Origin of the sequence: Haemophilus parainfluenzae (genome assembly GCF_003252725.1) — a bacterium.
Taxonomy (GTDB): Bacteria; Pseudomonadota; Gammaproteobacteria; order Enterobacterales; family Pasteurellaceae; genus Haemophilus_D; species Haemophilus_D parainfluenzae_L.
The window spans coordinates 1-14658 of sequence record NZ_QEPO01000003.1 but is presented as its reverse complement, the minus strand read 5'-3'; the positions used below and the strand labels follow the sequence as shown (position 1 = coordinate 14658).

General features: G+C 39.9%; 14 protein-coding genes and 1 riboswitch. Of the genes, 7 read left to right on the top strand and 7 right to left on the bottom strand.

Annotated elements, in window-relative coordinates:
- Nucleotides 1-55: 55 nt before the first annotated feature.
- The 3 genes from DPV85_RS04930 to DPV85_RS09935 all read left to right on the top strand — a co-directional run bounded on the left by DPV85_RS04930 (nucleotide 56) and on the right by DPV85_RS09935 (nucleotide 3583).
- Entirely contained in the window at nucleotides 56-1894 is a 1839-nt protein-coding gene (locus DPV85_RS04930) for a DEAD/DEAH box helicase (RefSeq protein WP_111327272.1), read from the top strand.
- Nucleotides 1895-1989: 95 nt separating this feature from the next.
- Entirely contained in the window at nucleotides 1990-3384 is a 1395-nt protein-coding gene (gene mltF / locus DPV85_RS04925) for a membrane-bound lytic murein transglycosylase MltF (protein ID WP_111327271.1), read from the top strand.
- A 55-nt stretch (nucleotides 3385-3439) separates the two neighbouring features.
- Nucleotides 3440-3583, top strand: a complete 144-nt coding sequence (locus tag DPV85_RS09935; RefSeq protein ID WP_005697833.1) for a hypothetical protein — start codon at nucleotides 3440-3442, stop codon at nucleotides 3581-3583.
- A gap of 47 nt (nucleotides 3584-3630) precedes the next feature.
- Here DPV85_RS09935 and hpf read toward each other — a convergent pair whose 3' ends face one another.
- The 5 genes from hpf to DPV85_RS04900 form a co-directional block, all read right to left on the bottom strand.
- Nucleotides 3631-3954, bottom strand: coding sequence for a ribosome hibernation-promoting factor, HPF/YfiA family (gene hpf, locus DPV85_RS04920; protein ID WP_005695412.1), 324 nt, complete (start codon nucleotides 3952-3954; stop codon nucleotides 3631-3633).
- A 241-nt stretch (nucleotides 3955-4195) separates the two neighbouring features.
- Complete coding sequence (locus DPV85_RS04915; protein ID WP_111327270.1) at nucleotides 4196-5566, bottom strand: alanine/glycine:cation symporter family protein; 1371 nt, start codon at nucleotides 5564-5566, stop codon at nucleotides 4196-4198.
- 88 nt (nucleotides 5567-5654) lie between these two features.
- A riboswitch (glycine riboswitch) is annotated at nucleotides 5655-5776 on the bottom strand.
- Between the two features lie 267 nt (nucleotides 5777-6043).
- Nucleotides 6044-6472, bottom strand: coding sequence for a pyridoxamine 5'-phosphate oxidase family protein (locus DPV85_RS04910; protein ID WP_243584654.1), 429 nt, complete (start codon nucleotides 6470-6472; stop codon nucleotides 6044-6046).
- A gap of 117 nt (nucleotides 6473-6589) precedes the next feature.
- Nucleotides 6590-8587 (bottom strand): transketolase, encoded by a 1998-nt coding sequence (gene tkt, locus DPV85_RS04905; RefSeq protein WP_111327268.1) that lies wholly within the window; start codon nucleotides 8585-8587, stop codon nucleotides 6590-6592.
- A gap of 85 nt (nucleotides 8588-8672) precedes the next feature.
- Entirely contained in the window at nucleotides 8673-9350 is a 678-nt protein-coding gene (locus DPV85_RS04900; protein WP_111327267.1) for a YtjB family periplasmic protein, read from the bottom strand.
- A gap of 68 nt (nucleotides 9351-9418) precedes the next feature.
- Between DPV85_RS04900 and serB the strand changes: the two genes are divergently transcribed.
- The 3 genes from serB to DPV85_RS04885 are packed head-to-tail and all read left to right on the top strand — an operon-like array spanning nucleotide 9419 to nucleotide 11356.
- Nucleotides 9419-10363, top strand: a complete 945-nt coding sequence (gene serB / locus DPV85_RS04895) for a phosphoserine phosphatase (protein ID WP_111327266.1) — start codon at nucleotides 9419-9421, stop codon at nucleotides 10361-10363.
- 20 nt (nucleotides 10364-10383) lie between these two features.
- Nucleotides 10384-10875, top strand: coding sequence for a YajQ family cyclic di-GMP-binding protein (locus DPV85_RS04890; protein ID WP_005695407.1), 492 nt, complete (start codon nucleotides 10384-10386; stop codon nucleotides 10873-10875).
- 4 nt (nucleotides 10876-10879) lie between these two features.
- The gene (locus tag DPV85_RS04885) at nucleotides 10880-11356 is read left to right on the top strand and encodes a hypothetical protein (RefSeq protein ID WP_243584652.1); all 477 of its coding nucleotides are present in this window, start codon (nucleotides 10880-10882) and stop codon (nucleotides 11354-11356) included.
- Nucleotides 11357-11414: 58 nt separating this feature from the next.
- Here DPV85_RS04885 and argH read toward each other — a convergent pair whose 3' ends face one another.
- Nucleotides 11415-12788 (bottom strand): argininosuccinate lyase, encoded by a 1374-nt coding sequence (argH, locus tag DPV85_RS04880; RefSeq protein WP_054419896.1) that lies wholly within the window; start codon nucleotides 12786-12788, stop codon nucleotides 11415-11417.
- A 230-nt stretch (nucleotides 12789-13018) separates the two neighbouring features.
- Here argH and rho point away from each other — a divergent pair, with 230 nt between their 5' ends.
- Complete coding sequence (gene rho, locus DPV85_RS04875; protein ID WP_014064140.1) at nucleotides 13019-14281, top strand: transcription termination factor Rho; 1263 nt, start codon at nucleotides 13019-13021, stop codon at nucleotides 14279-14281.
- A 60-nt stretch (nucleotides 14282-14341) separates the two neighbouring features.
- Here rho and rplS read toward each other — a convergent pair.
- Nucleotides 14342-14658, bottom strand: a 317-nt coding sequence (rplS, locus tag DPV85_RS04870) for a 50S ribosomal protein L19 (RefSeq protein WP_111327265.1), incomplete at its 5' end; no start/stop codon positions are given.

The following is a 14658-nucleotide window of genomic DNA, read 5'->3' as shown; positions in this document are numbered from 1 at the left end:
ACAAATAAACCTGAAAGCGAAATTGAGCTTTCCTTACTTACATTCGAGTATTTTAATGACAGACAAAATCACTTTTAATGATTTAGGCTTGCCTGAATTCATTCTAAAAGCCGTTTCTGACCTTGGTTTTGAAACACCTTCGCCAATCCAACAAGCTTGTATTCCTGCTCTTCTAGAAGGCAGAGATGTACTTGGCATGGCGCAAACCGGTAGTGGTAAAACTGCTGCATTCTCTTTACCTATTTTGGCAAAAATTGATCCTGCCGCAAAACATCCACAATTATTGGTGATGGCACCAACCCGTGAACTTGCAATTCAAGTTGCTGATGCTTGTGAACACTTCATGAAATATGCAAAAGGCATCAATATCGTGACCCTTTATGGTGGTCAACGTTATGACATCCAATTACGTGCATTAAAACAAGGTGCACAAGTTGTTGTAGGTACACCGGGTCGTATTTTGGATCATATCAGTCGTAACACATTAAATCTATCTGAATTAAAAGCGATCGTACTTGATGAAGCAGATGAAATGCTTCGTATGGGCTTTATTGATGATGTAGAAACCGTTATGGCTGAATTACCGGAAGAGCACCAAACTGCCCTTTTCTCAGCAACCATGCCTGAGCCAATTCGTCGCATCACAAAACGCTTCATGAATAATCCGCAAGAAGTGAAAATCAAAGTAAATAACGATAATGCGCCTGATATTGAGCAAAACTGTTGGTATGTTCAAGGTTTCCGTAAAAATGATGCATTATTACGCTTCTTAGAAGTGGAAGATTTTGATGCGGCAATCATTTTTACCCGTACTAAAACGGGCACACTTGATGTGACTGAATTATTAGAAAAACACGGTTTCCGTGCTGCGGCATTAAACGGTGATATGACACAACAATTACGTGAACAAACCTTAGATCGCTTACGTAATGGGAGCCTTGATATTGTGGTTGCAACTGATGTTGCTGCGCGCGGTATCGATATTGAACGAATCAGTCTTGTGGTGAACTATGACATCCCACTTGATGCAGAGTCGTACGTTCACCGTATCGGTCGAACTGGTCGTGCAGGTCGTTCTGGTCGTGCATTATTATTCGTTGAACCACGTGAACGCCGTTTACTTCGTAATATCGAACACTTGATGAAAAAACCAATTAATGAAGTTGAATTGCCAAATCATGAAGTGTTGCAAGCCTGTCGTCGTAAAAAATTCCAAGACAAGATTACCAAGCAATTAGAACATCACGACTTGGAAATGTATCGTAGCTTATTGGAAGATTTATTCACCGCGGATCAGGATCAAGAGGATATTGCTGCGGCGATGTTAATGTTGCTTCAAGGTAAACAAAAACTGATTCTTCCACCTGATCCACCAATGGATAAACGTCGTCGTGACCGCAATGATCGCGGTGATCGCCGTGAAAATCCGCGTTCAGCTGAACGTCGTGGTGAACGTAAAGGCTACGGCACACCACAACCGATGGATTTATATCGTATCGAAGTAGGTCGCGCGGATGGTGTAGAAGTGCGTCATATCGTGGGCGCTATCGCCAATGAAGGTGATATTAACAGTCGTTATATTGGCCATATCAAACTTTATGATGACTACTCTACCGTTGAATTACCACAAGGCATGCCAAAAGAATTGCTTCAACAATTCGGTAAAACTCGCGTTTTAAATAAACAAATGCAAATGAGCTTTATGGGCGCGACACAATCAGATAGCGGACGTGGTGGTAACGATTTTGGCGGAAAAGGCCGTCGTAATGATCGTGGAGACCGTGGTCAAGATCGCTTCCGTGGTGAACGTAATGGTGAGCGTCGTCAGCGTAAATTTAACGATAAAAACGACCGCACTTTTAATGAACGTGGTCGCCGAGATCGCCAACGTTAATCCTTATTTAACAGCCCCTTGAAGTAAAAGGGGCTTTTTTATTGTCTTAATTCTCGTTACAATCGTCTCTTATTTCAATTTATAAGGTTTATCTATTGAAAGGTCTATTTTTACGTATTATTGCTGCCTTTGCATTATTACTTTGGGCACTGGATATGGTGTTCCCTTGGCAAAAAATTATGCAATCGGAGCAAAACCCTTACACTGCGATCAAAAATCGCGGTAGCCTTATTGTTGGCACCATTAACAATCCCATTTACTATTTTATTGGGAATGAGGGCGAATCTGGCTTGGAATACGAATTAGCAAAAAACTTTGCTGATTATTTAGGGGTTCGTTTACAAATTAAAACCTTAGAAAATAACGATCAACTTTTTAACGAATTAGAGAACAACAATATTGATATTGCAGCTGCGAATCTTTTATTCCAGCCTCAACGTGCAGAAAAATTTCAGTTAGGGCCCTCTTATACTTCTGCCTCTTGGCAGCTTGTGTATAAAAAAGGTGAAAATCGTCCGAAAGATTTAGCGCAAGTACAGCAAGAAATTATCATTTCTGCGGGGGAAGACTTAGAAAAATTATTATCTCTTGCACAGAAAAAACTTCCTGCACTTAAATGGCAGAATAACAAGCAATTAACCCAAGAAGAATTATTGATTCAAGTGGCGGAAGGCAAAATTCCTTATACCATTGCAAATAGTATTGATGTGGCGGCTGCACAACAAATTCGCCCTAACTTAGCAATTGCATTTGACCTAACGGATGAAATGACTGTGCATTGGTATCTCTCCAATAAATCCTATAATGAGTTGCAAGCAGGCTTGTTGGATTTTATGAATAATGCCATTGAAACGGGATTAATTGATCGTATTGAGGAAAAATATTTCCGCCATATTACTGCCTTTGACTATGTAGATACTCAGGCTTATTTAGAGGCAGTTGAAAAAATTCTCCCTCAATATCAACCGCTCTTTGAAAAATACAAAGGAAATTTAGACTGGCGATTATTAGCCGCTGTAGCCTATCAAGAATCACATTGGGACCCTTATGCTACCTCTCCAACAGGTGTGCGCGGGATGATGATGCTTACCAAAGATACGGCTGTGCGGATGAATATTAATAATCGCACGGATGCCGAACAAAGTATAAAAGCGGGATCGGAATATTTGCATTGGCTACTCGACCAAATGCCTGACAGTATTCCAGAAGAAGATCGAATTTGGTATTCTTTAGCGGCATACAATATGGGGTTAGGGCATATTTTAGATGCTCGTCGCCTAACTAAAAAATTAGGCGGCAATCCTGATAACTGGTTAGATGTAAAAAATAATCTTCAGCTATTATCGGAAAAGCGTCATTATTCAAACTTAAAATATGGCTATGCTCGCGGCTATGAAGCCTACCAATATGTCGAAAATATTCGACGTTACATGAATAGTATTGTGAATTATCATCGCGTTCAAGAAAACCAAGCGACTGCGACAGAGTAAGTTTAGTCAGAAAAAACAATGTTTTATTGAACTCAAAGAAAACAAGGAGAAAAAGATGTTAAAAAGAAAAACTTTTTTAAAGAAAAAAGCATCAAGAGATATCTCTGCTTCACGTAACTTGCGTTTACGACGCTTAAAACACCGTAAAGCAAAACAATTCCAACGCCATGCATTACAATTAGTGATTCAAGATATCTAAAAAAAGGGCGAACATCATGTTCGCCCTTTCAATTTATTCATTATCCTTTATTTTTCAAAAGAATCTTTCAAACGCTCATCTGCTCGACGAGATTCACCTTTATGTTGAAGTTTATTTAATTGACGCTCTAATTTTTCTTCAACTTCATTGATCGCTTTATACATATCATCAGCCGTTGCAGTGGCTAACAGATTACCTAGTGGAGTTCCAATTGAAGCCTCTACAGAAAAGCCGTTTGGTACTTTACTTAAAACAAAGTGCGGACTAATCAGTTGAGTGTGCCATTTCTCTAATTTTGCAAGTCTTCCCTCCACATGTTCACGGATTGCAGGGGTGATTTCCATTTGTTTGCTTGTGATATTGAGTGTCATAGCATTTACCTCTTTTGGTTAAATGAACCCTTCGGTTCAGTTCATCTTTAGTAACAACATATCGACCTTACACTGCTTTTTCAAGTGCTTTTAGTCAAATAAAAAAACAAATGTTCAAAAATATGATCGTGATCTCATTTCTGCAAAAATATGATTTTCTTTCTGTATAAACTTGTTATGATGTAAAGCTGTAAACAACAAAGGGAGGCACTCGGCTTCCCTTTTCTTTTTATGAGATAAATTAGGCTAATTCATCTTGATCATGTTGCGTTGCTTTTAAACGTTCGAAGTAATCCTTAGTTTCTGAAATAATTTCTTTACGCAAACCAATTAATGCTATCAAGTTCGGGAAGGCCATTAAACCATTCACAATATCCGCTAAGATCCAGATTAAATCTAAGGTGAGGAATGAACCCGCTCCAACCAGAACAATAAATACGAAGCGATACAATTTAATACCACGGATACCAACTAAGTAAAGGAAGCAACGCTCTCCATAGTAACACCACCCTAAAATTGTAGTGAAAGCAAAGAATAATAAGCCAACCGTTACAATGGTTGCACCGATTGATGTGCCTAAGCCCTGTGCAAAAGCGTAGTTGGTCACACTTGCGCCAGAAAGCTCAGGATTACTCCATGCCCCCGTAATAACAAGTACTAATCCCGTCATCGTACATACGATGATGGTATCTAAAAATGTCCCTGTCATCGAAATTAAACCTTGGCGAACGGGCTCTTTCGTTTGCGCCGCTGCAGCAGCAATAGGCGCACTCCCTAAACCAGATTCATTTGAGAAAATACCGCGTGCCACACCCGATTGAATCGCTTTCATCACGGTAAAACCAACTGCACCGCCTAAAGCCGCTTGTGGGTTAAACGCACTCTGAATAATTAATGCAATTGCAGCAGGCAATTTGTCGTAATTAACGATTAAGATGATAATTGAGGTCGCCACATAGCCAATTGCCATAAAAGGCACAATTACTGAAGAAGCTGTCGCGATACGTCTTACACCACCGAGAATAATCATAGCGACCAACACCGTCACCACTGTTGCCGTAATAATAACGGGTACATTGAATGTGTCTTGCATCGCATGCGTAATTGCATTTATTTGAGGGAAGGTACCAATACCGAAAAAGGCCACCAATACCCCAAAGAGCGCAAATAATTTGGCTAGCCATTTAATACCAAGACCGCGTTCGATGTAGTACATCGGTCCACCAGCCATAAAACCGTATTTATCTCGCACACGATATTTCACGGCAAGTAAACATTCAGCATATTTAGTTGCCATGCCTAATAATGCAACTAGCCACATCCAAAAAATTGCGCCTGGTCCTCCCGCTTGTACTGCAGTCGCTACCCCCACGATATTCCCTGTACCAATGGTCGCCGCTAATGCCGTACAAAGTGCGGCAAAAGAAGATACATCTCCCTTGCCTTTATTCGCACCACGAGCAAATAAATAGCCCAATGCACGCGGCAAATAACGAATTTGCAAGAAACCTAAACGAAGGGTGAGATAAAGTCCGGTTCCGGACAAAAGAATAAGTAGGGGCGGTCCCCATACAAAGCTGCTAATCGCAGATAAGGTTGTCTGTAATGACATTGATGATTCCTCGTCGTTTAAAATACAAATAAACTCGACAAGGAGACAAGAAGAATCCCGATAGAAATATTTTTGATAATACCGATTGTCTTTTGCCCCTGTCCTTTTGCCTGAGCGTTTGGAAAACAATCGAAAAATCGACCGCTCTTTTGCGCCTTCGGCGTCCATTTACATCAATAAAATGCAATGGATCTCTCCAAGGGTTCGTCCAGTAACAGTCCCTGCAATCTTGCGATTGCGCCTGAAAGATTTTACCTCGTCGGCGTAGGGGCAATTCCCTACTCTCCAGCTACCTTCTTCCGAACTCACTTTTTACGTTTTATTCTTATTGCAAAAAGTGCTGCAAATTTTAACAAACTTAAAAAGCGAACTCAATGGATTGACGAAAAAAGGCTTAGATAACAAGGTGAAAGCAGATAAAAAAAAGTGCGGTCAAAAATTTTCTTATTTTTGACCGCACTTCTCTCAGCAATAAAATTAGTGCTCTTTACATGACCATTGAGTCACATTCATCTTAATAACCACGATTTTGTTTAACTCATTCTCACTAAACTGCCAATCATTTTTCTGTGTATAGTGTTCCATTAAATATTGTAAAGCATCAATCTTCTCATCTTTATCTTCAATAATGAATAAATTCCCTTTCCCAATAATGCTCTGATATAAAAAAGAATAATCACAAGCAATTTCTGCTTTTACAATTTCATGTTTACGGTCCATTTCAAAACCAGCTAATTTATTCTTTTTAATCAGTTCAATCTTTTTCCCTTTAACAAATCCATGGAAATAAAGAGTAAGTTCTTCATTATCTGCCTTAAAACCAAAATTTAATGGAACAATATAAACACTTTCATCATCTTGTAATCCTAAACGGCAAATATCACACTGATTCATAATTTCTAACATACGATGATAATTAGTGATCGTCCTATCCTTACGTCTAATCTTAGAACATTCCATATTATACTTCCCTTGCTTATTAAATAAAAAAGGCAGATAAATATCTGCCTTCAATTTTAAGGATTATAAAATCTCTTTTGCTTTTGCCACCACGTTATCCACGGTGAAACCAAAGAGTTTAAATAATTGATCTGCCGGTGCTGATTCGCCGAAGCTATTCATACCTACCACGAGACCTTCAAAGCCAACGTATTTATACCAGAAGTCGGCAATGCCTGCTTCAATCGCAACACGTTTGGTTACAGCTGCAGGTAATACACTTTCGCGGTACGCTGCATCTTGTTTATCGAAACGGTTAGTGCTTGGCATAGAGACGACACGTACTTTTTTACCTTCTGCACTTAATGCTTCAGCCGCTTTCACCGCTAATTCTACTTCAGAACCTGTTGCAATGAAGATTAACTCAGGTGTACCATCGCAGTCTTTTAACACATAAGCACCACGCTTAACCGCATCTAATTGTGCAGAAGTGCGGTCCATTTGGGCTAAGTTTTGACGGGTAAAGATCAATGCACTTGGACCATCTTGACGTTCAACCGCTTGTTGCCATGCTATAGCTGATTCCACTTGGTCACATGGACGCCATGTTTCAAGATTTGGAATTAAGCGTAATGAGGTGGTTTGCTCAACCGGTTGGTGAGTTGGACCATCTTCGCCTAAACCGATCGAGTCATGAGTATAAACGAATAAAGTGCGTTGTTTCATTAATGCCGCCATACGCACTGCATTGTGTGCGTATTCGTAGAACATTAAGAAGGTTGCGCCGTAAGGAATGAAACCGCCATGTAAAGCAATACCATTCATGATCGCTGACATACCGAACTCACGCACACCATAGTTAAGGTAATTACCACCTACGTTTTCGTGTGCACGAATTGGTTTAGAACCGCTCCATAACGTTAAGTTAGAGCTTGCTAAGTCTGCAGATCCACCTAAGAATTCAGGTAATACGTGTGCATAAGCTTCGATTGCATTTTGTGATGCTTTACGACTTGCAATGCTTGCTGGGTTCGCTTGTAATTTTTCGATGAACGCTTTAGATTCAGCCGCCCAATTTGCTGGTAATTCACCGTTTACACGACGTGTAAACTCTGCAGCAAGTTCTGGATATGCTTTAGCATAAGCGGCAAATTTTTCTTCCCAAGATTTTTCTGCTACAGCGCCTTTTTCTTTTGCAGACCATTCAGCATAGTACTCAGCCGGAATTTCAAATGGACCATATTCCCAGCCTAGTGCTTTACGGGTTAATGCGATTTCTTCATCACCTAATGGTGCACCGTGACAATCGTGAGAGCCAGATTTATTTGGTGAACCAAAACCAATGATCGTTTTACAAATAATCAACGTTGGTTTTTCTTTTTCTGCTTGAGCAAGAATAGTCGCTGCACGAATTTGTTCTGCATCGTGACCATCCACATTGCGGATCACTTGCCAGCCATAAGCTTCGAAACGAGCTGCGGTATCATCGCTGAACCAACCATCTACATGACCATCAATCGAAATGTTATTGTCATCGTAGAATGCGATTAATTTACCAAGGCCTAATGTGCCTGCTAAAGAGCAAGCTTCATGAGAAATCCCTTCCATTAAACAGCCATCACCTAAGAACACATAAGTGTGGTGGTCCACGATTTCATGGCCTTCACGGTTAAATTGGCCCGCTAAGGTTTTCTCAGCAATCGCCATCCCTACAGCATTAGTGATGCCTTGACCTAACGGACCAGTTGTGGTTTCAACACCTGGTGCATAACCATATTCTGGGTGGCCAGGCGTTTTAGAATGTAATTGACGGAATTGTTTTAAATCTTCGATAGAAAGATCGTAGCCTGTTAAATGTAATAAGCTATAAATCAACATTGAACCGTGGCCGTTAGAAAGCACAAAACGGTCGCGATCAGCCCATTTAGGGTTGTTTGGATTGTGTTTTAAGAAATCGCGCCATAATACCTCAGCGATATCCGCCATTCCCATTGGTGCGCCAGGGTGGCCTGATTTTGCTTTTTGTACTGCATCCATTGATAGCGCACGAATTGCGTTGGCGAGTTGTCTACGAGTTGCCATGTTTTTCTCCTGTCTAAATAATTCTGAGTATTCTACCTTATTTACTGATTGACTTGAGCAATATCTGCAATTTTATTTACCTTGATCAAATTCTTCGACGACGTTGATGGAAACGTTGGCTACTCGATTTACCTTGTAAATTTACCACCGTTTTAGTTTCTACTGGTTTTCGATATGTTCGACGATAATGACTTAAAAAATAATGAATGGAACTGGCGAATAAAGCACCTAATAAAAAGACCACGACAATTTCACCATATAAGCGGTGGAAGACTTGATTAATTTTGCTCTGCGTCGTTTGAGCATATTGCGCGTCAAATGTTACCCGCAAAAAACCTCGAATGGCATTATTGGAAGCGGAATAAATCGGCTCAACAATTTGTTGAGTTGAAAACTCACCTTCATTTTTATGTTCTAGACCAAGTTGCTCTCGAAGATTACCGGTATTGGTACTTTGTGCCAATTCTTTACCGTTATAATCATAAATGGTCGCATCAAGCACAAAGTTTTCTTTGACTAAATTATCTAAATTTTCAACGAGCTGATCGGATTTCGCATTATTAGTTAACAAAACCGAAAATAAATTGGCTTGCTGACGAACCAAAGTATGCGATAAATTCGCCACTTGATTCACACTTGAAAGCTGTGAACCAATCTTAAATTGTTTAACACCAAACAAAATCACGGCCATGGCACCGATACAAAGCAGCACGATTAGCCCAAACATCAGTGATTTTTGAAGTTTTTCTTTAATTAATTGCACGTTGTTTTTCCATTTTTTCGCCAAGATCGGCTAGAATAGATGAGTATTCACAATTTACAGGATTTTCTATGCAAATTCAAAACCTTGCAAGCATTACCCAAAAATATCCCCAATTCCCCACCGCACTTTCGTCTGATTTGCCTCGCTCCGATGAATCGCATGCGTTTATTTTATACGGTACAACGCTGAATTTAGCGAAATTACTCAAATTTCAACAAAAGTGCGGTCAATCTTTCCAATGTTATGATGCATGGAACGTTGAAAAAAATACCGTTGTCCTTTTAAAAGGCAAATGGCTAGCCGATTTTATTGCCCATGCTCATGACCTGCAATTAGACATCGCCAAACTGGATTTTGATGCAAAATTATCAGAAAAAGGTTTATTGGTAATGGATATGGATTCTACGGCGATTCAAATTGAATGTATCGATGAAATTGCTAAACTGGCTGGCACAGGTGAATTAGTTTCTGCCATTACTGAAAGTGCAATGCGTGGAGAGCTCGATTTTGAACAAAGTTTGCGTCGTCGAGTGGGAACACTTAAAGGTGCACCAGAAAGTATTTTGCAGCAAGTACGTGAAAAATTGCCTTTAATGCCAGGCTTAATTGAAACCATTAAGACATTACAACAACATGGTTGGAAAACCGCCATCGCTTCTGGTGGCTTTACCTATTTCGCCGATTATTTAAAAAGTTTATTAAACCTCGACTTTGCGGCTTCTAATCAATTTGAAATTATTGATGGCACGCTGACCGGCAATGTAAAAGGTAGCGTAGTCGATGCACAATACAAAGCGAATACCTTGCAAAAACTCGCTGAAGAATACCATATTCCACGCAAAAACACCCTCGCCATTGGTGATGGCGCCAATGATTTGGCGATGATGAATGTCGCCGGATTGGGCGTAGCATTCCATGCCAAACCGAAGGTGCAACAACAAGCGCAAATTGTGGTAAACTTTGCTAACTTAACCGCACTTTTATGTCTTTTAAGTGCAAATGATCGAATTTAATTCATTTTGGGAGAAAACTTATGCCATCTTTTGATATCGTATCTGAAATTACTATGCACGAAGTTCGTAATGCGGTTGAAAATGCAAACCGCGTATTAAGTACACGTTATGATTTCCGTGGCGTGGAAGCGGTGATTGAATTAAATGAAAAAAGCGAAACCGTGAAAGTGACGACCGAATCTGATTTCCAATTAGAACAATTAATTGAAATCTTAATTGGTGCGTTTGTAAAACGTGGCATTGAGCATAGCTCATTGGATATTCCAACAGAAAGTGAACACCACGGTAAACTTTACACCAAAGAAATTAAATTAAAACAAGGGATTGAAACAGAGATGGCGAAGAAAATCACGAAATTAGTGAAAGATTCAAAAATCAAAGTTCAAACCCAAATTCAAGGTGAACAAGTGCGTGTAACCGGTAAATCGCGTGATGACTTACAAGCCGTTATTCAATTGGTGAAAGGCGCTGAATTAGGCCAACCATTCCAATTTAATAACTTCAGAGATTAATTCAATGAAAAAATATCTGTGGGTATTTTTGGCTGCAGTTCCAGCATGTTCGCTCGCAAATGAGAATGCTATGAATCTCGGTGAGAGCGTCATTGATGTTGTAAAATGTGAAACCACCAAAGGTGAAAAGATTTGGGTCGCGCTAAATAATCTTAAAACATTCACTTACATGAAAAACGATGTGAATGTGGCTGATCAAACGATAGATAATGCTTACTTACAAGCTTATGCCACAGAAGCGACTATTTTTCTTCCACCAACAGAAAATAATCAGTTGTGGACGATAATAAAAGAAAGAGCAGTAGATAAGACGAGCATCAGTCAAGTTACTATCGATTTGCGTAATAAGAAAGGTAAGCTAATTTCTCATGCTGCTTGCAAACGAAATGACGAGACTTTTTCATTATTAATGGGATCGAGTTTCGATATAAAAGAGCCTACCGATAAAATCCTTGAATTAATGAATCCACCTACTCCATAAAAACGAAAGAGCGGTCAAAAAACACAACATTTTTGACCGCTCTTTTTATTTACGCTAATTAAGCTAATCTCGCTTTTGCTTCTGCAATCGCTTCTGCCACTCGAAGTGGTGAAACCCCACCTTTCGCACAACGTTTATCTAAACAAGATTGTAACGAAAGAATGTCATATACATCATCCCCTACCACATCACTGAATTGACGGAATTCAGGAATGGTTAAGTCTTCCAAGGCTTTGCCTTTTTCAATCGCATAAACCACGGTTTCTCCGACAATATGGTGAGAATCACGGAATGGTACACCTTTTGCTACAAGATAATCTGCTAGCTCTGTTGCATTTGAGTAACCTTTTAGGGCAGCTTCGCGTGTACGATCGGTATTCACTTTTAATTCATCTAGTACAAAAGTCGCCATATCTACACAATCTTGCCAAGTATCCAATGCATCAAAGATCCCTTCTTTGTCTTCTTGCATATCTTTGTTATACGCTAACGGTAAACCTTTTAAGGTCATCAACATACCGGTTAATGCGCCCATTACACGGCCCGCTTTACCACGAATCAATTCACAAGCATCCGGATTTTTCTTTTGTGGCATTAAAGACGAACCTGAAGTCACACGATCTGACAACTCCACAAAATTCGCTTCACCACTGTTGAAAATAATCATATCTTCTGCGAAACGAGAAAGGTGCGCCATACTTAAAGATGCCGTTGACAGCAATTCCACAATATGGTCACGATCAGAGACGCTATCCAAACTATTACGCGTCGCAAAAGCAAAACCAAGATCGGTAGCTAATTGCTCACGATCGACTGCATAGGCTGTCCCCGCAAGTGCACCACTACCTAATGGGCAGCTATTCATGCGTTTATAAGCATCGGTGAGACGTGAATAATCACGCTCAAACATTTCCACATAAGCCATACACCAATGGGCAAAAGTGATTGGTTGTGCACGTTGTAAATGGGTATACCCCGGCATCACCGCATCTTGCGTATTTTCAGCAGTTTGTACCAAGTGACGTTGAAGATTACGAACTGACTCTTGCAACTCGACTACACGCTGTTTACACCACATTTTAATATCAAGTGCAACTTGGTCATTACGGCTACGACCCGTATGTAATTTTTTGCCTAAATTCCCCACTTTATCGATGAGCTTACTTTCTACCCAGCTATGAATATCTTCTGCATCATCTTGTAAAATCGCTTGTGGATTTGACCGCACTTCGATTAATAATTCATTTAAGGCAACCTCTAGTTGTTGTTGCTCTTCAGCACTTAATACACCAACATTCACTAAAGCTTTAGACCAACCAATTGAGCCTTCAATATCTTGCTCTGCCAAGCGATAATCAAAACGCAGGCTATCATTAAAATCTTTAAAACGTTTGTCTGCCGCTTGTGTAAAACGACCACCCCAGAGAGCCATAAGTTATCCTTATCTCGATTATAAAAATGATTAATTATTCAATTATCACGCATAATTAATCAATATGCAATGATAATCTCTATATCGTCCGCTATTTTACCCTGTTTTTTCTAACAAAAACTAGACAGTACTGCATTTTAGTGGTAATTTACGCAGCATTCTTAAGGGCATTGCCCACCATTCAAACAATTCAGTATTATCAACTCTTATTAATTCCATCATTATTAATTATGCATCTTACAGAACTTAAAAATACGCCTGTTTCTGATCTTGTGAAACTTGGCGAAGAACAAATGGGTTTGGAAAATCTTGCCCGTTTACGTAAACAAGATATTGTTTTTGCTATTTTGAAACAGCACGCAAAAAGCGGTGAAGATATTTTTGGCGGCGGCGTGTTAGAGATTTTACCCGATGGTTTCGGTTTCTTACGCTCCGCCGACAGTTCCTACCTTGCTGGTCCTGATGACATCTACGTTTCCCCAAGTCAAATTCGTCGTTTCAATCTACAAACTGGTGATAAAATCGAAGGCAAAATCCGCCCACCAAAAGAAGGCGAACGTTATTTTGCACTTTTAAAAGTCGACCAAGTCAACGATGACAAACCTGAAGTCTCTCGTAGCAAAATCCTTTTCGAAAACTTAACCCCATTACACGCGAATTCTCGCTTAAGAATGGAACGTGGTAATGGCTCAACCGAAGATTTAACCGCGCGTATTTTGGATTTAGCGTCTCCGATTGGTAAAGGTCAACGTGGTCTTATCGTGGCTCCACCAAAAGCCGGTAAAACCATGTTGTTACAAAACATTGCACAAAGCATCACGCACAATTATCCAGAATGTGAGCTTATCGTGCTTTTAATTGATGAACGTCCAGAAGAAGTAACGGAAATGCAACGTTCGGTAAAAGGTGAAGTGATTGCTTCTACCTTTGATGAACCAGCAACCCGTCACGTTCAAGTAGCAGAAATGGTTATTGAGAAAGCAAAACGTTCTGTTGAGCATAAAAAAGATGTGGTGATTTTACTCGACTCTATTACTCGTTTAGCACGTGCTTACAATACCGTGACACCAGCATCCGGTAAAATTCTTTCTGGTGGTGTGGATGCAAATGCTTTACATCGTCCAAAACGTTTCTTTGGTGCGGCGCGTAACGTGGAAGAAGGTGGTAGTTTAACCATTATTGCGACTGCACTTGTGGATACCGGTTCAAAAATGGATGAGGTTATCTTTGAAGAATTTAAAGGTACCGGTAATATGGAATTACATCTTTCTCGCAAAATTGCAGAAAAACGTGTGTTCCCAGCGATCGACTTCAACCGTTCTGGTACGCGTAAAGAAGATTTACTTACCACACCAGATGAATTACAAAAAATGTGGATTCTACGCAAAATCCTTAACCCAATGGGTGAAGTGGAAGCAATGGAATTCCTCATCGACAAACTTATGGTGGCAAAAACCAATGATGAGTTTTTTGAAATTATGAAGCGGTCTTAATTCTGACCGCACTTAAAAACAAAAAAGGCTTGGAAAACCAAGCCTTTTTTATTTTGCGAATTATTCGCCCAAACGCTCTTTAATACGAGCAGATTTACCTGAACGTTCACGTAAGTAGTAAAGTTTAGCTTTACGTACTGCACCTTTACGTTTAACAGTGATTGAATCTACGACTGGTGAGTGAGTTTGGAATACACGCTCAACACCTACACCGTTAGAAATTTTACGTAAAGTGAATGCTGAATGCAAACCACGGTTACGAATTGCAATAACCACGCCTTCGAATGCTTGCAAACGACGTTTGCTACCTTCAACTACCCATACTTTAACTTCTAAAGTATCACCTGGGCGGAAGCTAGGTACGTTTTGTTTTAATT